Annotated in this window: 20 protein-coding genes and 1 pseudogene; 18 read left to right on the top strand and 3 right to left on the bottom strand. The window is 43.3% G+C overall.

The window, feature by feature from the left end; genetic code table 11:
- Window positions 1-18 precede the first annotated feature (18 nt).
- The 14 genes and pseudogenes from panB to LQ216_RS08655 all read left to right on the top strand — a co-directional run.
- The gene (gene panB, locus LQ216_RS08720) at window positions 19-852 is read left to right on the top strand and encodes a 3-methyl-2-oxobutanoate hydroxymethyltransferase (protein WP_230128916.1); all 834 of its coding nucleotides are present in this window, start codon (window positions 19-21) and stop codon (window positions 850-852) included.
- A complete protein-coding gene (gene panC / locus LQ216_RS08715; RefSeq protein WP_230128915.1) occupies window positions 852-1697 on the top strand; it encodes a pantoate--beta-alanine ligase in 846 nt (281 codons plus the stop codon). The genes panB and panC overlap by 1 nt, the downstream gene beginning before the upstream one ends.
- A gap of 17 nt (window positions 1698-1714) precedes the next feature.
- Entirely contained in the window at window positions 1715-2098 is a 384-nt protein-coding gene (gene panD, locus LQ216_RS08710; protein WP_230128914.1) for an aspartate 1-decarboxylase, read from the top strand.
- Window positions 2099-2227: 129 nt separating this feature from the next.
- On the top strand, window positions 2228-4990 hold the full coding sequence (gene dinG, locus LQ216_RS08705; protein WP_230128913.1) for an ATP-dependent DNA helicase DinG: 2763 nt from the start codon (window positions 2228-2230) through the stop codon (window positions 4988-4990).
- Window positions 4991-5048: 58 nt separating this feature from the next.
- Window positions 5049-5879, top strand: coding sequence for a hypothetical protein (locus tag LQ216_RS08700; RefSeq protein ID WP_230128912.1), 831 nt, complete (start codon window positions 5049-5051; stop codon window positions 5877-5879).
- Window positions 5880-6014: 135 nt separating this feature from the next.
- Window positions 6015-6185 (top strand): YpmA family protein, encoded by a 171-nt coding sequence (locus LQ216_RS08695; RefSeq protein WP_230128911.1) that lies wholly within the window; start codon window positions 6015-6017, stop codon window positions 6183-6185.
- 16 nt (window positions 6186-6201) lie between these two features.
- Window positions 6202-6678 carry a DUF5590 domain-containing protein gene (locus LQ216_RS08690; RefSeq protein WP_230128910.1) on the top strand — a complete coding sequence of 159 codons (477 nt, stop codon included), beginning with the start codon at window positions 6202-6204 and terminating at the stop codon, window positions 6676-6678.
- Between the two features lie 16 nt (window positions 6679-6694).
- Window positions 6695-7879, top strand: coding sequence for a pyridoxal phosphate-dependent aminotransferase (locus tag LQ216_RS08685; RefSeq protein WP_230128909.1), 1185 nt, complete (start codon window positions 6695-6697; stop codon window positions 7877-7879).
- Window positions 7880-7915: 36 nt separating this feature from the next.
- Complete coding sequence (gene asnS, locus LQ216_RS08680; RefSeq protein ID WP_230128908.1) at window positions 7916-9208, top strand: asparagine--tRNA ligase; 1293 nt, start codon at window positions 7916-7918, stop codon at window positions 9206-9208.
- Between the two features lie 270 nt (window positions 9209-9478).
- Window positions 9479-10174, top strand: a complete 696-nt coding sequence (locus LQ216_RS08675; protein WP_230128907.1) for a DnaD domain-containing protein — start codon at window positions 9479-9481, stop codon at window positions 10172-10174.
- Window positions 10175-10197: 23 nt separating this feature from the next.
- A complete protein-coding gene (gene nth / locus LQ216_RS08670) occupies window positions 10198-10854 on the top strand; it encodes an endonuclease III (protein ID WP_230128906.1) in 657 nt (218 codons plus the stop codon).
- Window positions 10851-11387, top strand: a complete 537-nt coding sequence (locus LQ216_RS08665; RefSeq protein ID WP_230128905.1) for a YpoC family protein — start codon at window positions 10851-10853, stop codon at window positions 11385-11387. The genes nth and LQ216_RS08665 overlap by 4 nt, the downstream gene beginning before the upstream one ends.
- A 43-nt stretch (window positions 11388-11430) precedes the next feature.
- Complete coding sequence (locus LQ216_RS08660) at window positions 11431-11796, top strand: hypothetical protein (RefSeq protein WP_230128904.1); 366 nt, start codon at window positions 11431-11433, stop codon at window positions 11794-11796.
- Window positions 11756-12128 (top strand): annotated as a pseudogene (locus LQ216_RS08655) (transposase); the annotation flags it as partial. The gene LQ216_RS08660 and the pseudogene LQ216_RS08655, both read left to right, overlap by 41 nt.
- 163 nt (window positions 12129-12291) lie before the next feature.
- On the opposite strand, the gene LQ216_RS08650 reads toward LQ216_RS08655, so the two are convergent.
- Both LQ216_RS08650 and recU read right to left on the bottom strand, forming a co-directional pair.
- Entirely contained in the window at window positions 12292-14880 is a 2589-nt protein-coding gene (locus LQ216_RS08650) for a PBP1A family penicillin-binding protein (protein WP_230128903.1), read from the bottom strand.
- A gap of 30 nt (window positions 14881-14910) precedes the next feature.
- Window positions 14911-15522 carry a Holliday junction resolvase RecU gene (gene recU / locus LQ216_RS08645; RefSeq protein WP_230128902.1) on the bottom strand — a complete coding sequence of 204 codons (612 nt, stop codon included), beginning with the start codon at window positions 15520-15522 and terminating at the stop codon, window positions 14911-14913.
- 141 nt (window positions 15523-15663) lie between these two features.
- Between recU and LQ216_RS08640 the strand changes: the two genes are divergently transcribed.
- The 4 genes from LQ216_RS08640 (at window position 15664) to LQ216_RS08625 (ending at window position 18879) form a co-directional block, all read left to right on the top strand.
- On the top strand, window positions 15664-16659 hold the full coding sequence (locus LQ216_RS08640; protein WP_230128901.1) for a DUF2515 family protein: 996 nt from the start codon (window positions 15664-15666) through the stop codon (window positions 16657-16659).
- Window positions 16660-17464: 805 nt separating this feature from the next.
- On the top strand, window positions 17465-17740 hold the full coding sequence (locus tag LQ216_RS08635; RefSeq protein ID WP_230128900.1) for a hypothetical protein: 276 nt from the start codon (window positions 17465-17467) through the stop codon (window positions 17738-17740).
- Between the two features lie 95 nt (window positions 17741-17835).
- On the top strand, window positions 17836-18213 hold the full coding sequence (locus tag LQ216_RS08630; RefSeq protein WP_230128899.1) for a YppE family protein: 378 nt from the start codon (window positions 17836-17838) through the stop codon (window positions 18211-18213).
- A gap of 84 nt (window positions 18214-18297) precedes the next feature.
- The gene (locus LQ216_RS08625; protein ID WP_230128897.1) at window positions 18298-18879 is read left to right on the top strand and encodes a YppG family protein; all 582 of its coding nucleotides are present in this window, start codon (window positions 18298-18300) and stop codon (window positions 18877-18879) included.
- Window positions 18880-18965: 86 nt separating this feature from the next.
- Here the strand turns inward: LQ216_RS08625 and LQ216_RS08620 are convergent, their stop codons facing one another.
- Window positions 18966-19436: an Hsp20/alpha crystallin family protein gene (locus LQ216_RS08620; protein WP_230128896.1), complete on the bottom strand. Its 471-nt coding sequence runs from the start codon at window positions 19434-19436 to the stop codon at window positions 18966-18968.
- Window positions 19437-19641: the final 205 nt, after the last annotated feature.

The raw sequence follows: 19641 nt of genomic DNA, 5'->3' as shown, positions 1-19641 counted from the left end.
TATAAAGGAGGAAGAAGAATGAAATTATCCGGGAATTTTATGAAAATGAAGCAAAATGGTGAAAAGATTGCCATGCTGACAGCCTACGACTTTCCGACAGCTAAGCTGGCAGAACAGGCGGATGTTGACATGATCCTTGTCGGTGACTCCTTGGGCATGGTCGTTCTTGGTTATGAATCGACTATACCGGTAACGGTAGACGACATGATTCACCATACGAAAGCAGTTAAAAGAGGGGCGAGGGATACATTCGTCGTCACGGACATGCCTTTTATGAGTTATCACCTTTCGATAGACGAAACATTAAAGAACGCCGCCCGCATTATCCAGGAAGGTCAGGCAGATGCGGTAAAGGTTGAGGGAGCGGACGGAGTGACTGGAAAGATTGCCGCCCTTACAAAAGCAGGGGTGCCCGTTGTCGCCCATCTTGGCCTAACGCCTCAGTCCGTCGGGGTACTTGGTGGATACAAGGTGCAGGGGAAAGATGCGGAAGCGGCCGGGAAGCTGCTTGAAGATGCGAAGAAATGCGAGGAAGCAGGCGCGCTTGCCTTAGTGCTTGAATGTGTACCGCATCAAGTTTCCGAGATGATTACGAAAGCATTGAATATTCCAACAATCGGGATTGGAGCGGGAGTTGAAACAGACGGACAAGTCCTCGTGTTCCATGACGTCGTCAATTACGGGGTGGACCGTGTTCCAAAATTCGTGAAAACATACGGAGACGCAAATGCGTTAATTCTGGCCGCATTTTCCCAATATGTCAAAGAGGTAAAAGCTAAAGAATTTCCTGAAGAGAAACACATGTTTACCATGAAGGAAGAAGAAGTTTCAGCATTGTACGGAGGCAAATAATGAAAATCGTTACTACTGTCCGTGAAATGCAGCAAACGATTCGTGCGGAAAAGAAAACCGGCAAAAGCGTCGGTTATGTCCCTACGATGGGTTTTCTGCACGAGGGGCATCAAAGTCTACTGGCTAATGCCAGAAAAGAAAATGATCTTTTAGTACTCAGTATTTTCGTCAACCCGACGCAGTTCGGACCGAGCGAAGATTTCGAAACTTACCCGCGCGATATGGACAGGGACGAAACAATCGCGGAAGATGCAGGTGTTGATTACATCTTTCTCCCATCTGTACAGGAAATGTATCGTGGCCCGGCATCAGTAAAAATGACAGTTCAAGACCGAACTGATGTCTTATGCGGCAGCAAAAGACCGGGGCATTTCGACGGGGTTGCCACCGTGCTTACGAAATTGTTCAATATCATCAATCCGGACAAGGCCTACTTCGGGATGAAGGATGCGCAACAGGTAGCCGTCGTGGACGGCTTAATCAGGGATTTCCATTTTAACATTGAATTGGTTCCGGTCCTGACCGTTCGTGAAGAAGACGGCCTTGCAAAGAGTTCGCGTAACGTTTACCTCTCAGAGGACGAACGCAAAGAAGCAAAGGCATTATATCAAAGCCTCACGTCTGCCAAACGGGCAATAGAAGATGGGGTGGACAGTCCTGAACGGCTTATCGCCATGATGGGAGAACATATCGAAAACCATACGAGCGGTGAAGTAGATTATATCGAAATCCATTCCTATCCGGAATTAAAACCTGTAAGTAAGCTCCACGGCAAAATAATCATTGCCCTTGCCGTCAAATTCAAGAAAGCAAGATTGATTGACAATATAACCCTAACACTCTAAAAAGGGGGAGAACTTTTATGTTTCGTACAATGATGAATGGGAAAATACACCGTGCTCGTGTAACCGAGGCTAATCTGAACTACGTGGGAAGCATTACGATCGATGAAGATATCCTGGATGCGGTCGGGATGCTGCCAAATGAAAAAGTGGCGATCGTAAACAACAACAACGGAGCAAGACTGGAAACGTATATCATCCCAGGAGAAAGAGCAAGCGGTGTCGTATGCCTGAACGGGGCGGCTGCGAGATTGGTTCAGCCGGATGATATCGTGATTGTCATTTCCTATGTAATTGTCCCGGAAGAAAAGGTTCGCGACCATAAGCCTAAGGTGGCCATAATGGGCGAAAACAATAAAATTGTCGAGCTAATCGCCCACGAGCCTGAAGCGACGATTATGTAAGGATTAAGAGATCCCTCCATCTGAGGGGTTTTTTCTTTTCTGAGAATCACTGCGTTCCATTTGTAGGTATAAAATGATATGGTATAAAAAAGTGAACGAGATTATGATGGTTTTTGAGGTGTACGAAGTATGGCGCAGCGATTTGTAGTGATAGATTTAGAAACAACAGGGAATTCTCCGAAACGAGGCGACCGAATCATTCAATTTGCCGGAGTTGCGATCGAAGACGGCAAATTGGTTGAGACGTTTTCGACCTATATCAATCCGAAACAGGATATTCCAATATTTATTGAAGAGCTTACCGGGATAACGAATGATATGGTCAATGGTGCTCCTGCCTTTGAGGAGGTTGCCGAAAAAATCGCTGATTTCCTAAAGGATTCTTCTTTTGTTGCCCATAATGTATTATTTGATTTATCATTTTTGCAGGAAGAATTAGAACGCTGCGGTTACGCCGGCTTTTATGGATCGACGATTGACACGGTAGAGCTGGCGAAGATAACCAAGCCGACCTCTGATGGGTATAAATTGAATCAGCTTGCCAAGGAAGAAAATCTTGAACATGACCGCCCCCACCGTGCCGATAGTGATGCATATGTAACGGCGCTCTTGTTTTTGGAGCTGAAAAAGAAACTTCAAGCCCTTCCGTTAAACACACTTAAACAGCTGTACAAGCTTTCTTTTTCGTTAAAAAGCGAAATTTCCGATCTATTAGATTTATTGATTGCCGAAAAGCTAACAAAAAAAGAGGTGCGACGGCTTGATATCGAATCGTTCCGCGGCATTGCAATGAAAAAAATGAGGCGCAACCATACATACGATGGAGACGCAACGGCTGATTATCCAGTGAATGATGCGGATAAGTTACGGATAATGGGGCCGGACTTGGACTATAGGCAAGGTCAGCTTAAGATGATGGACACCATTTATGAATCATTTGAGGAAAGCAGCCACGCGATTATTGAAGCGGGTACGGGGATTGGGAAATCCTTGGGCTATCTTTTTCCGGCTGTCTATTTTGCGAAAAGACATAATAAAACAATTGTTGTTTCCACCTATACGATTCAGCTACAGGAACAGCTGCTGCAAAAGGAAGTTCCAAAAATCCAAGAAATGCTCCCGTTTCCGATCACTGCTGTTTTATTGAAAGGAAGAAGCAACTATTTAAGCCTGGCCAAATTCGAGCGGGCTCTGCGCCAAAAAGATGATAATTACGAAACAGCCCTTGCTAAAATGCAAATCCTCGTCTGGCTCACCGAAACGGAAACAGGCGATAAGGATGAACTGAATCTCTCGAGCGGCGGCCAGGCGTATTGGGAAAGGCTCCAGAGTGATGATTACACCTATAGGAGATTGCTCCAGCCTTGGGAAGCTGTCGATTTTTATCAAAGGGCAAGGGGAGTTGCGGAAACAGCGGATATTATCGTAACAAATCATGCCTATTTGATGGCGGATTTGCTTTCGGAAGATCGAATCATTCCGAATGAAGGGTATATCATTTTAGATGAAGCGCATCATTTAGAGCAGTCAGCTTCCAGGTACCTTGGAAAAAGGCTCGATTATATATCTGTAAAAACAGTCTTAAACAGATTAGGGACCTATGACCAGAAGCAGATGTTGTACCGCCTTGAAAAAATGACACGGCAAAACAAACTCGATGCGGCTGCTATTGATCAGCCTCTAAATGATTTTCTTTACGAGTTCGAGCAATTGTTTTATATGCTCGCAAGCAGGGCAGAAAAGCATTTGACAAAAGCTGGCCCTCAGCGCATGGCTTTGAAGGTAAAGGAAAGTGATGAATGGAAGCAGGTTTCCATGCTTGCCGAGAGATTAACTGATCATTTATTCATGCTTAATAAAGGCTTGCGTGAACGGGTGGCTGCTTTAAAGGAAGTTGAATCGTTAGGGAAAAATTCTTTGTTTTTTCTCAATGAATTAGAGCTTCTGGTTCATAGCCTTGAAAAGGTGAGGAGCACGATAGAGGAATTCTTCATTCATCCCTCAAACACATCCATTTACTGGCTTGATTATACACAAACAGCGCCGCATCACGGACTTTCTTTAGCCTCAAGACCCGTTTCAGCCGGCAGACTTTTATGGGAAACCTTCTTTGTTGCCCAAAAAAGCGTTGTAATGACATCAGCGACCTTATCGGTTAGAAAAACGTTCCGCTATTTTAAAAGGCAGCTCGGTATTGAAGACTTGGATATTAAAAGTGAAATCTATCCTTCTCCTTTTGATTATGAGAAGAACATGAAGGCGTTCATTTCAAGTGAGATGCCAGATATCAATGCCGTATCCCAGGAAGAGTTTATCGAGGCCGCTGCCGCACATCTTATTGCTGCAGCGAAGGCAGCCCACGGCAGGATGATGGTTTTATTCACTTCCTATGACATGCTTACGAAAACGTATCAAAATGTGAAAGAATCGGGGATGCTTGAAGAATTCACCCTGCTTGCACAAGGCATAACGGGCGGAAGCAAGATGAGATTGCTGAGGAATTTTCAAAGCTATGAAAAAGCACTGTTGTTTGGGACGACAAGCCTTTGGGAAGGCATTGATATACCCGGTGAAGCACTATCTTGTCTTGTTTTGGTGAGGCTTCCGTTTTCGCCGCCTGATGAGCCGATAACGGCAGCAAAAAGCGCGATTCTGAAAAGCCAGGGTAAAAATCCTTTTTCGGAACATTCATTGCCGGAAGCCGTCCTGAGATTTCGCCAGGGCTTTGGGAGATTGATTAGAACGATTGAGGACAGAGGGGTATTCATTGTCCTAGACCGCAGGATTGCTACTAGCCGATATGGAGAAGAGTTCATTTCGGCGGTGCCAAAGGTTGATTGGGAGGAAGTCACCTTACATGAATTGGAAGAAAAAATCAAGGATTGGTTATAACTCTAAAGAAATATAGGCAATCTATAAATATAGATTGGTATAGGCTGGAGGGATCACAGTGAAGCTGATTTTTTCGTTGATTATGGCAATTTCCGGATGGCTGCCAGGTTTGGGCGATGAACCTGCAATACCTGAAGAAATAGAAAAAATCGATTTAAACTTAACAGATAACGAATACGCCATGACTTTTTTTGCTTTGGATCAAGGAGATGCGGCCATCATCCAAGGAAAAGATTCGACAATCTTGATTAATACAGGACCTGCTACTGCGAGTGCGGAACTGAAAGCATGGCTTACACTTTATGATGTGAAGAAAATCGATGCCGTCATCCTGACCAAGACTGCAGAGAATTTACCGGATATTGTTGCTGATTATGACGTTACAAGAGTCATTGCTGGAAAGAAAATGCAGGAAGATGTAAGTTCTGTGCTGAGCGATTTTCCAGAAGTAGAAATCAACTCTTGGAGCCTCGAGCAATCGAAAGAAATGGTTATGGATGGAATTGAAATCAGTGTAGTTCATGAAAATGATACGGAGGGGTCTGAACTGGATTTGTCGATTAAGATTCAGGATAAACAGCTTCTCTACTTAACATCATCGTCTGAAGAACTAAAAAATAAGTTAATGAAATTAGATGCTTCAGGTATTCATCTCATAAAAGCGCCTATTAAGGGATTGTCGTTTGATGTTGCAAAACATCTGGATCCCCAGGCGGTGATTCTCTATGAACGTTATGAAAAAAAGGCTGAAAAAGAGATGATCCAGAAATTTCATGAACTGTGGATCGAGGTTTTCAATACCGCCGAACAGGGTACAGTGACAGCGAAATTCACGGAAAACAACCACGAAATATTTCCGATTAAAAATTTCGTTCATACAAAGAATTGAAGCATACAAAACACTGTTAAAGATATTGGCCTGAAAACGAAGAAATATTATCGTAAACATAGTCAAGCTGTTATAATGGTAAGGTGAAACGTCACGAACAAAAAAAAGATAGTTTTTTTATTGGAGGAATAACGGATGGAAAGCAAAATTGAAGTGCTTTCGACGGTTACAATTGAGAACTCGCCTGATTTGTATAAAATTGTCGATGCCCTGAACCGCACTTTGAAGGAAAAAGACTTAATGTTTGGGCTTGCGCTCGACTCAGAAGACCAAGATAAAGCGATATTTACGATTTATCGTACATAGAAAGAGTGACTGTACCTTGAAAAAATGGTTGATTATTTCTGCCATCGTTGTGCTTTTAATTTTCGGCATTGCAGCAGGTTCCTACATAACCGCCTTAGGGCCAAAAAATGATGCGAAAAGGGAAGCCTTTCAGTCTGCAAAAGAAGAAAGCGGACTTATCACGATGGACGAGTTTTATATTTATAACGGATTGGATTCCTATCATGTGGTGATTGGCGATACGGAAGCCGGCGAGAAAAAGATCGTTTGGCTGCCAAATGATAACAAAAATGAGCCAGTCACGGAAAATTACAAGGATGGAATACCTAAACAGGAAATACAGCAATTAGCCGAAAAGAAACTGAATCCAGAAAAAATCATTTCCATAAAACCGGGCTTGGAAAACAGCACACCGCTTTGGGAAGTGACATATCTTGATGAATCGAAACGGTATAATTATGCCTATTACGATTTCAAGACAGGGGAATGGCTTAAATATTATCGGAGCATATAGAATGGAGGATTTTTTCATGAAATTAGCTAGCCGCGTGCAGGCGTTAACGCCATCTTCAACGCTGGCCATCACTGCTAAAGCAAAAGAGCTAAAAGCAAAGGGTCAAGATGTGATCGGACTTGGTGCAGGGGAGCCAGATTTCAATACACCCCACCATATCATCGATGCAGCACTCCGCTCGATGAATGATGGACAGACGAAATATACACCTTCTGCTGGTCTTCCTAAACTGAAAGAAGAGATTGCGGGCAAGTTGAAAAGAGATCACGGCCTTGATTATAAGACTTCTGAAATCATCGTGGCTTCAGGCGCGAAACATGCTCTTTATACGTTGTTTCAGGCTATCCTGGATGAAGGCGACGAAGTAATCATACCGATCCCTTACTGGGTAAGCTACCCGGAACAGGTTAAGCTGGCCGGAGGGGTTCCGATTTATGCAGAGGGGAAAGAACAGAACGATTTTAAGCTGACAAAAGAACAGCTTGAAGAAAGCATTACCACTAAGACGAAAGCCCTTATCATCAATTCGCCTAGCAATCCTACCGGGATGATATATTCGCAGGAAGAGCTGCTCGCGATCGGTGAGGTTTGCCTTGAACATGATATCCTCATCGTTTCGGATGAAATCTATGAAAAATTAATATACAGAAACACTAAGCATACATCTATAGCAGAATTATCACCTGAATTAAAGCAGCAGACCATCGTGATTAATGGTGTGTCCAAGTCTTATTCGATGACGGGATGGAGGATTGGCTATGCTGCAGGCAATGAAGCAATCATTAAGGCGATGACCAATCTGGTAAGCCATAGTACATCCAATCCGACGACAACTGCCCAATATGGCGCAATCGCTGCCTACGGGGGTCCTCAGGACGATGTGGAGAAAATGCGCCAGGCTTTTGAAGAACGGCTTAACATCGTTTATGATAAGCTTGTTGCCATACCAGGAGTGACCTGCCTTAAGCCTCAGGGAGCTTTTTACTTGTTCCCGAATGTCAAAGGAGCAGCGGAATTATCCGGCTATAATAATGTTGACGATTTTGTGGAAGCATTGCTTGAAGAAGCGTTGGTCGCCGTCGTTCCCGGCTCAGGATTCGGAGCTGAAGATAATGTCCGCCTATCTTATGCAACAGCTCTAGACCAGCTTGAAAAGGGAGTCGAAAGAATCCATAAGTTTGTAAAAGGAAAGATGGCTTAAAAAGCTGTCTTTTCTCCATTTGGAGGGAAATATTTCATGAAAATTACCATTGCAGAAGTAAACAAATACGTTGATCAGGAAGTCACGATCGGAGGCTGGCTAGCCAACAAAAGGTCCAGCGGGAAAATCGCATTTCTACAGCTTCGGGATGGGTCAGGATTCATTCAGGGTGTAGTCGTGAAGGAAGATGTCGGCGAAGAAATTTTCGCTCGCGCAAAATCCGCAACACAGGAATCTTCACTGTACGCAACAGGAATCGTTCAAAGGGACGAACGTTCCCCTTTTGGTTACGAGCTGGTTGTCAAAAACATTGAAGTGATTCATGAAGCTGTGGATTATCCGATTACACCAAAGGCACATGGACCTGAATTCTTGATGGATAACCGCCATTTATGGCTGCGTTCCAAACGCCAGCATGCGGTCATGAAGATCCGCAATGAAATTATCAGGGCAACGTACGAATTTTTTAATAATGAGGGTTTTGTGAAGGTGGATCCGCCCATCTTAACAGGCAGTGCGCCTGAGGGAACCTCAGAGCTGTTTGCGACAAAATACTTCGACGAAGACGCTTATCTTTCGCAAAGCGGACAATTATATATGGAAGCAGCAGCGATGGCTCTGGGTAAGGTATTTTCATTTGGCCCGACATTCCGTGCAGAGAAGTCAAAAACGAGACGGCACCTGATCGAATTCTGGATGATTGAACCAGAGATGGCTTTCTTTGAATTTAAGGATAATCTCGAGGTCCAGGAGCAGTATGTTTCCTATGTCATTCAATCTGCTTTGAAAAATTGCGGGCTGGAGTTGAATACGCTTGGGCGCGATACGTCTAAGCTTGAACAAATCCAGGCGCCATTCCCGCGCATTACGTACGATGAGGCGATTACATTCCTGCATGAAAAAGGATTCGATGATATTCAGTGGGGCGATGATTTTGGTGCACCCCATGAGACCGCCATTGCCGAAAGCTATGATAAACCTGTATTCATCACCCATTATCCAACATCGATCAAACCATTTTACATGCAGCCGGACCCCAATCGCGAGGAAGTGGTGCTTTGCGCAGATTTAATCGCTCCGGAAGGGTACGGGGAAATCATTGGCGGTTCTGAACGTATCCATGATTATGCGTTGCTTGAAACGCGGATTGAAGAACATGGGCTGAGCAAGGAAGCTTATAAATGGTATCATGAATTAAGGAAGTACGGTTCTGTCCCGCACTCCGGTTTTGGGCTTGGCTTAGAGCGGACAGTCGCTTGGATCAGTGGTGTGGAGCACGTCCGAGAAACGATTCCATTCCCTCGCTTGCTGAACCGACTATACCCGTGACGAATATCATTTAAATATCGTAAAGAACGGTTATGCCCTGGAGAGGGCATGGCCGTTCTTTTTAGATTTTGTAGCCAGACTGGATTTTTGTAGCCGGAATATGGACTTTGTAGCCGACTTGCATCATATTGTAGCTGGAATACCGACTTTTGTAGCCGGAATTTCATTTTTGTAGCCAGGCGGGATTTCTGTAGCTGTTAAAAGTTTCATCTCATTTAGCACTAATCCGCCGGTTACTTTCATGTTATACTTAATTTGAGGTGTCTTAAAATGATAAAGGACAAACTATTTACATGGATGAAGGAAGGCACGATGACAATTCCTTCGTTTCTTTTTAGTAACTATAAATCGATGAATCTTAACGAACAGGAAGTCATGCTTTTATTACAGCTCCAGAATTTCCTTGAAAAGGGGAACAGCTTCCCAACCCCTGATGAAATCGCTGAACGAATGACTTTTGGGGAGTCAGAATGTTTATTTATGATCCAGCGTTTAATTCAAAAAGGGTTCATTGAAATTGAAGAGGAATACGCTGATTCCATCCGCCATGAGAAATATTCGATAGAACCGTTGTACGAGAAGATGATTGATTGCTTCCTGAAAACGATACAGGAAACGGAAAATGTCCAGGCTACTGTTGATAGTGAGAGCCTTTATACCATATTCGAGAACGAATTTGGGCGGCCTCTCTCACCTTTTGAATGTGAAACACTGGCAATGTGGATCGAAGAAAGCCACCACCCTGACATCATTAAAGCAGCATTACGGGAAAGTGTAGTATCAGGAAAATTGAATTTCCGATATATCGACCGCATTTTGTTTGAATGGAAAAAGAACGGCATTAAAACGCTTGAACAGGCGAAGAATCACGGAGAGAAATTCAGAATGCATCAAAGGCGTGAAAGAAAAACTGAACATGCTCCCGCCTCAAAGGATGTTCCATTCTATAACTGGCTGGAACAGTAATGTACGTTTAAAGGAGTAAGGTTATGCTTAATAAAGCGCAAATTCGTAAGTGTCTTGATACGATAGGGGAAATGTTTCCGGATGCCCATTGTGAATTAAACCACTCGAATCCGTTTGAACTGGTTGTCGCTGTGGCTTTGTCCGCCCAATGTACGGATGTGTTAGTCAATAAGGTAACGAAAAATTTATTTGAAAAGTACAAAACGCCCGAGGATTACATAAGTGTCCCGATCGAAGAGCTTGAGCAGGACATCCGCTCCATTGGTTTGTTCCGTAATAAGGCAAAGAATATTCAAAAGCTTTCGCGGATGATTATTGAAGACTATCATTGGAATGTTCCGAGAGACCGCGATGAACTGACCAAACTGCCCGGAGTCGGAAGAAAAACCGCTAATGTAGTTGTGTCCGTCGCTTTCGACATACCGGCAATTGCTGTCGATACCCATGTGGAAAGAGTGAGCAAACGACTCGGTATCTGTAAGTGGAAGGATAGTGTCCTTGAAGTTGAAAAAACGCTAATGGCAAAGGTTCCGAAAGAGGAATGGTCTGTCACCCATCACCGTTTAATCTTTTTTGGAAGATATCATTGTAAAGCCCAATCTCCCAAATGCGAAACATGTCCGCTTCTCGAGTTGTGCAGGGAAGGGCAGAAGCGCATGAAAAGGAAAGAAATGAAATGAGCGGGTTTATCACATGTAAAATTCCAATGGAGATGAAATCTTCGCTGTTTTTTTCGGCAGATGAAGCTAAGCTGTCTTCAGTTTTGTTAAAGGAATGGACCATTACGCGAGGCGCTCCATTTTTTCCTTACGAGTTATTATATTGGAACGATTTGGACGGTTATCGCCCATGGGAAGATCCAGGGAAGCCGATAGAGGAGCTCCTTTGCCAGTGGGAGGCAATCCAGGCAGAGGCTGGCGGCCTATTTGCGGAAAGAAAAGCACAGGAAGCAGAAGAGCTGATGAAAGAAGGGCTTTCTATTTATCTGTCCATTTTATTTTGGATGCATAATGGTCCTGTTGGTTTAAGGGACTGGAAAGATAAGCTGGAGGAGTTTTCTTACAAACCTGTTAACTCGGAAGAGAGATTAAGCTTTATCTTCTCCAGACCGGCCCTTTACCACTCCTTTGTTCAGCTTAGTCAATTATTTACGGAATTAAAAAAACTGTATTCTAAGATGAAAATTATATCCAAAAAAACGTCTAAGCATTGAGCTTAGACGTTTCAGACTGTAGACAAACTGGATGAAATCGAGTTTGCCTGCAGTTATTTTTTTATTTGGCCTGTTAATGGGGTCCGTTGATTTCCGTTCCAGGCGCTTCGCTTTCCGCGGGGCGGGCGGTGAGCCTCCTCGTCGCATGCTCCTGCGGGGTCTCACCTGTCCCGCTGCTCCCGCAGGAGTCTACGCGCCTTCCTCTCCAATCAACAGGCTTTTAAACGTTTACTATGGAATGTTCCTAAAATCTATTTTAAAATGGATACATAAAATGATTGAGGTGACGAAGATGCTTTCGAAAAACAATCCTATCCAGCGAGATCAATTAGAGATGGTTACTTTAGACCAGCTTGTCCCACAGGACCATTCTGAAGTATTCTACAATGAACAAGGGAGGCTATCGTGAGTATAAATCACCTAAGCACATTTGCGCTGGCTGCCCAAACTATCCCAATTACCGGAAGCAAGGACCATCAAAAAGTGGTGACGAGGCATATTTGGCAGGATTATGTAGAGGAAACAGATCATTTGCGACACCGCAAGGATGTAAAACCAATCTATGCGAAACGCAAAGAAACGATAGAACGCGTATTCGCAGATGCAAAAGAAAAGCATGGCATGCGTTGGACAAAGTTAAGGGGACTTAAAAAATTGTCGATGCAGGCGATGCTTACTTTCGCTGCCATGAATTTGAAGAAGATGCCAAACTGGACATGGCAAGGTCCAGAAATGGCCTAATAAATAAGGCTAAGTGAGGTCCATTCACACTCAAAATAAGCAAAAATAGAAATAATCACTAAAAAGGAGTTCGGAATGAGACCATTCCGAACCCTTTTTGTCGACAATCTGAAACGTCTAAGCATTGAGCTTAGACGTTTTTGCTTATACTAGTGATACACGATTACTGGTTACTTTCAACTGGTACGTCCGGCCCTCTTCCATTGCCGCCATTACCTGGGTTGCCACCTTCCTCTGGTTCCTCTTCCTCTTCGTCATCTCTATTATTACCATTACCATTCCCGTTGCCCTGTCCATTGCCATTACCCTGTCCATTCCCGTTACCTTCCCCAGGTGGTAATTCCCCAGGTGGCAATTCTTCTGGATCAGTTTCCGGCTGTTCTTCTTCCTCTTCATTTGGATCAGGAACTTGGACAGCTGCAGAAGCCGGTTCGCTCCTTTGATCGTCAGATATAGCGGTAACGGAGAATGTATATGCACCAGGAGCAGGATTAGCAATGGTTAATTCCATGCCATCATCCACACTCAACACTCTTTCACCCGCGCCATCAACGGCAACCTTGACCTCAAATTCAACATCCTCATCTGATTCAGGATAATCCCATTCCAGCTTAATTTCCTTGGATTCCTCATCAAATGACGCTTTTACATTTTGTGGACCTTCCAGTTTATCGAATTCCTTCGTTACTTGTGTCGGTTCGGTTCCTTTAACAAAGTATTCATAAACGATTCGATCTTTCGGCGTATACTCACTTGGCAGCATTGCCGGATCAGAGCCCTTAACAATGCCGACCTTCACGACACTGCTTGGTTTTTTAAAGTCTTTCGTTTCCTTCCCTTGAGAAACGTGTGACATTAATTTACGGAAGGCTTCTTTCGGGATCGCCTGGGAGCTTTTACCTAAAAAATTTCTTTTATTGTCATAACCGGTCCAAACGGCGGCGGTATAGTTTGTCGTATAGCCGACAAACCATGAATCCGGCGCACCTCCGGGCTCTACATTATAATCCCGCTTTTCTTCCTCGGTATAGTTGGTTGTCCCGGTCTTTCCAGCTACCGGCAACCCCGGTATATTAGCTGCTCTCCCGGTACCGTAGCCGGCTGTTAACACGCTTTTTAGCATGTCGGTGACGATAAAGGCAGTGGAATCTTTCATAACGGCCCTTGATTCCGCTTTGTTTTTAATTGTAGTGGTTTTATCCCTTAAAACGATCTTTTTGACGGTATGCGGTTCATTATAAATGCCGCCGTTTCCAAAGGCGCTGTATGCCCCAGCCATTTGGAGGGAGGAGACACCAAGACCTGCTCCGATGGCACCGGATTCCGTCATCGGTTTCTTGAATGGTATACCCAAATCTTCACCAAATTCCTGAGCCCGTTCCAAACCTACTTCCTGGGCTGTCTTGAGGGCAGGAATATTTAATGAGCGTCCGAGTGCTTCCCGGGCACTCACTTTTCCATAATGCCTTCTCGAAGCGTTATTTATCTTTTGACCAGTCGAGTATTTATAGGGTTCATCAAGAATTTGTTCATAGGTGGACCATTTCAAATGCTCAACCGCCGGCCCGTAATCAAGGATCGGTTTAATGGTTGATCCTGGAGAACGCTTGGTATCCGTAGCAAAGTTGAACCCTGCATTGAATTCATCTTTTCTTGAACCGCCGATGGCGCGGATTTCCCCGGTTTTCGTATCAAGGAGGGTAATCCCAGTTTGTAATTTTTCACTAGGGAATTGAATGACTTCATTCGTTGTCATCATTTTGTGCACATATTCCTGGGCATCCTTATCAATGGTCGTATAAATTTCAAGCCCATCAGCCGAGATATTATAATCACCCATATCCTCAACTTCCTTGATAACCTGGTCAACGAAAACATCGTAAGGAGAGGTATCGGCATTGTTTTTCCCTCGTTTTGCAAGTCCCTGTTCCACTGGGATTTCCTGTGCCTGCTCCATTTGATCCTTGGAGATAAAGCCATGTTTATTCATCAAATGCAGCACAACGTTCCGGCGTTTTTCCGCCCGGTCGGGATGAACATATGGATTATAACGGTTAGGGCTTTGGGGCAAGCCTACGAGCAAGGCCGCTTCTTGCAATTCCAGATCCTTCAAATCTTTTCCATAATAAACATCAGCCGCGGTCGCAATGCCGTTTGCCCGTTCGGAAAAGAAAATTTTATTAATGTACATCTCAAAGATTTCTTGCTTCGTATATTTTTGCTCAAGCTGTATCGAAAGCCACATTTCCTGGGCCTTCCGTTTTAACGTTTTATCTGGTGTTAAATAAGATCGTTTAACAACCTGTTGGGTCAGCGTGCTTGCTCCTTGTGAACCAAAACCGTCGGTGACATTGGCTAACACGGCACCGCCAAGGCGCCTGACATCAACACCGTGATGCTCATAAAAGCGTACATCCTCGGTTGCAAGGAAAGCATTTTCTACAAGCTTTGGGACATCTTCATAAGCTACATATTCCCGTTTTTCAGGGCCTACTTCAGTAATGACATTTCCTTCTTCATCTTTAATAATGGAAGGAACAGGATCCTTCAGCAACTTTTCATCAAGCTCTGGTGCATCACTGATGAAATAGGCGAAAGTTGCGCCTCCTGCAAGCATGCCGATAATTCCCAGAGTGATCAGAAAGAGAAAAATTCGTTTGAAAAGACCTTTTGGTTTTTTCTTCTGTTTCCCTTTTTTTTGCGCCTCATTTTGCTTTCGGCGCTCTTCTCGAGTTTTATATTTTTCAGCCATTACAGCTACCTGCCTTTCTAAAAAAAGAACCTAATTTTTTTCAGCCATAAGCAAGTCTATGACTTTAATATAGTCAATTCGCGGTTGAAATCCAAGCAACACCTTATGAGAGCTATCTTCGACTTCGTCTTTTGTGATCGACTTTCTCCCGCCTGACAACATCCGGTCCCAAAAAAGGGCTAGTGTAGTCGATCCCATCAGATATGTTTCGCTGGAAGCGGTAAATCTTATGATCACAAAAGCAATACCACCTTGCTTTACGACATGATTCATATGCTCTATCTGGTGTTCATGGAAATTTTTAAGCGGAAAGGATGTCGGGCTTTTTGTTTCCTTTGCTTCAAAATCGATATATTTCCCTTGATAGACACCATTGTAATCAGTTGTCGATGCTTGTTTGAAGTACGCCTCCTTAATGACTGCCGCACTTCTTTGCGGATAATGCACATCGACTATTTGAATTGGTACCGGTTTTTTATGGATGACGGCAATGCCATTTGCCAAATAGTATTCATTGCTGTCATTCAAATCATCCTCTAACGTTTTCCCGCGGTTGCTATAGCTCATTTGTTTCAATGGACGTGCATTCGCTTTTGAAGCGGCCTGAACAAACCTTCGTCCATTAGGGTAATGGAAAGCCATAAAACCCCTCCTTAGTTTAACACTCATCTATGATAGCAAAAAAGTAAGCACAGTGTTGAATAAAAGTGTTTACTTCTAAAAACGATAACATTGAACAACGTTTGGAACAAGGATGATTTTAAACGAAAGAAGTGAACCTGAGTGGAGCGTACCAATCCGTATAACGCTTTGACAAGATTTGAACAAAATCTCATTAAGAAAGTAAATACTTTAACAGAAAAATGGAATAAAGACAATATATCTAGAACAAAAGCCTATGAATATTATTTTTCCATCCACCCAGAAATTAAGTGGGCTTTTCTGGCAGGGATGGTATCACGAAATGCCGGCTGGAATATGTGCGATCTTGAAGGCAAATGGATGCCGAAGATCGTTTCCCCACGCTTTCGACATGTGTTGTTCATCACATATGAACGTGCCAATTGGCTCATTTTTCATGATGCGTTCCCCCAACTTTTGCTCTATCATTATTCGACGAAATATAAAGCATCTTTGTTTCACTTATTCAGATATTTTTCTATTTCCGAGTTCTCTGAGGAGGAATGGACATTATTTTGGAATAGCCGCGATGAAAGAAGATTGATCGATGCGCTTATTATCAATGAGCAAAATGTGATAGAGGAACCGGTCATCCGTCATGATTTTTACAATCCGTTTGTGTTTCATTCGCTTCTATTTAATTTTCAGGATTGGATGCATTTTAGCACGGTGCTTTTTCCGACGTGTTCCGGGGATATTTACGGGCTATCTGTATCAGACTTTCGTAATATTGACGCGCGGATTGAACTTGGAAAAAAACTTTCTTTGTTATTATTCGATCCAGAGCTGTTTCCGGCTTTTTATAAATTTGCACGTTCAACAGAGCCGACTGGGTCGAGACATGATTATGAAAAATATCTTCCTTATTATAGGCGAAGGGATACACCGTTGTTACGGATAGCCTACCCCGTTATTACCCATTCATTGCATGCGTGCAATCAATGGGACAGGAAAAAGCGCATCAAGAAAAAGTGGTTTAAAACACCGTCCCTTCCTTCAGCTATCCAACTGAATGACTGGTACCGGAAAAAACAAAAGCAACTACACTTTATGATCTATACAAAGGAATTGCTTTCAATAAAGAAGCAGAACATATGAAAAGCGCAAGTAACCTGGAAGTAAGGAACATCGATTAATATCCGCAACGTGCTGTGGCAAATGTAATCATGAGTTTGGCTAATAAAAGCTGAGTCTGGATAATAAAGTTAGACAATTCTGAGCAAGTCGAGCTGCGTAAGACATCACCTAAAGGTCCTGTTTTTAGGCAATTGATTGAACTGGCTGGCCGCCTATTGACTATGATCGTCCGTTACATCTTATGGCGACGTCGGCACAAGTCAAGTTCTGTACATCTTAGCTAGACATCTTTCAAAGTCAAAAAAGTGCTTCCTATCTGTATAAAAACGGGAAAGACTTCTCAGTCTTTCCCGTTTTATCCCAATTTGATTAAGTTGACGGACGGTCGGGTCCTGACAATTTGGGATTGCCCCGGCCGGCCTTAGTGGCTTCCTGCTTCTTAGCTTTTTTTTCCTTTTGTTGTTTGCTTTCATTCGAATTCATCCAAAACACCTCCTTGGCTTAGTTTTTGTAAAATGCATATAAACATTCCATTGGTTTGTCAAAACGAGTAGAACTTTAAGCAATATCTACTTTCTTTGCCGATTCCCTTCTAGTTTTGTCAGCTGTGAAGGTAAGCGCGTGAAAAGCAAAGAATATACATATAAAGAAAACTCGTCGATTGGCGATCCTAAAAGACGAAGTCAGAGGCGTAGTTAGGCCCACAGGATGTGTGGGTCACACAGGCGAAGACATAAGGACGTGGCGCATTTAGTCTGTGTTCTGCTTTATGCAGATAAGAAAATTTATACTTTCTTATCTGCTAAAACGAGGAGGAGGTTATGATATGGGAACGAGTAAAGCTGCCGTGGATATTTTGGAATTGTTTGGAGAGATTAGTGCCCGCTTGGACCAGTTGGAATCAACAATCGATGAGAGATTAAATACAGAACGCTGTCAGTTATGGGGAAATCAAATGGCGATGGTGAATTCCGTTCAGGAAGCCTTTGAAAAAGCGGAAAAGGATTGGAAAGTAAAGGAATTTGAAGACCAGGCATTTATCTTAAAAAGAGATAGCGTAATTAACAAGCAGTTTCCCATCAACCCTGAATTAGGATATTAGAGTAGGTAGGTTGCAGCTCCTTACAGCTGCTTTTTCTTTTGTAGCTTTCCGACATTTCATATATACTGTAGGCAACTCAAATTCTGGAGGAAAAAATGATTGATAAACCTAAAACACTAATATTGACCGAGACGTTAATCAGCATGTGTGAAAAAGCTGATCAAATATATGAAGAAGCAAGGTCAACCGGGCAGGAAAAAGACTTTTACAGTGAAGTTAAGCCTTTTGCTGATGAAGTCCATCAAACTTGTTTGGAATGGGCGGATAGAGTGAAGAGCTGGATGAATGAAGAAAGCTTCAGGCATCTTTTTCCTCAGCAAATCGACCAGGCGTCACAGAATCTATCTGATGTGGCCGTCCAAGCTTGTTTCCCAAAAACAAGCTATAAGAGATTTAAAAGCCATGTCCAGTCCGTCCATTTTATTCTGATAAGTACTTTAGCGGAAATTAAACGAAAAATGGATATGGAGTAAAGTTCAAGGTATCCATTTACTCACCAAATTTTTCTTTATCACATATAGTATATGAGCCAATGTGATGAGAAGGAGGGAAGTTTTGTGAATATCAGGAACTCCGTTTCCCGCCAGGAAAGACACAACGGTCATTACAGAAATGCAATGCCGGAGTTTTGGGACGGACATCCATACGTGCATGGACAGTATGCAGTACCACAGGAAATGAACATTCTAACACATGCAAACGGGATGGGGTATTACCAGGGCCATATGCACCCACCTCAATATGGGGCTGGAATGGAGATATATCCAGGTTCTCAGCAGGTACTGCAACAATATCCACCTCCGTACAATATGCCGGTGCCGCCCATGCCGTACACTCCGAATCCATTTCAGCAGCCTCCAAAGAAAATAAATTCGTTCAATCCTTTCGAAAATCCGCTGCAGCCGATTCAAAAAAGGCCGCCCGCAGGGGGACCTCAACATTTTGCCAATCCGTATCCAAAGCAGCAATTTATGAAAAAGCCTCATCCTTCCGGCCTTCAATCTGTTCTGAACCAGTTCAAATTGCAGGATGGCTCGATGGATATTAACAAGATGATGAACACAGCTGGACAGATGATGAATACGTTCGGCCAAGTATCGGCAATGGTAAAAGGTTTTGGCGATAAGCTTAAAGTTTAAAAAGATAAAAGGGCCTCAAACCCAGATCAGAAACTCGAAAGCCTAAGCAGGTTTCTCACGGTCTGAAGGGTATGGCCCTTTTACTGTTATTCATTTATGGAAATACGGGTTCCTCTAATTTTAGGAATTTTGATTTCCAGTACCCCGTCACGATGACTTGCTGTAGCTTTCCGTTCATCGATTGGCTTCGAAAGCGAGATGGTCCTCGAACGGCCGCTTGACGTATGTTTCTTTTTGGACAAGCGCTGGTTATCATTCGTTTCAATACCTGTCTCTAGATTCTTCACACTGATAATCACTCCCTGCGAGAGCATCTCTATATCGATTTGCTGTCTTTTTACACCGGGAAGAATGGCTTTAATGAGATAGTCCGTTTTCCTTTCAATAATTTCGACAGGAAAGCTCCGTTCTTGGGACGCACCGAAAAAATCATCCATTGATTGAAGAATCCCTTTCAACGGCTTTTCGGCAAAAATCCGGTCCATCGTCGTCTTGAATTCATTGAATACCTCACTCTGAGAAGGCTTTGGATTTTTTTTGTTTTCTGAATCAGACATATTTAATCTCCTTTCCAATACCGCTACTTATTAGGCTATGTCATGCAGAAATCAAAGGTGAATTCCCCCGCTACTTTTCCGCTCATATCTACGTGGATATTTCTTGGTATAAGGATAAGGATCAAAACATTTATATCTGCTTGAGTGCGACAACGCCTGATCGCCCCCTTAAAGAGGCTCGCCAATCGGCGGATTTTCTCTAAAT

This window comes from Bacillus sp. CECT 9360 (genome assembly GCF_918741275.1).
Taxonomy (GTDB): Bacteria; Bacillota; Bacilli; order Bacillales; family DSM-1321; genus Peribacillus.
Note: the sequence above shows the minus strand (reverse complement) of the source record. Positions and strands in the feature narration are given on the sequence as shown.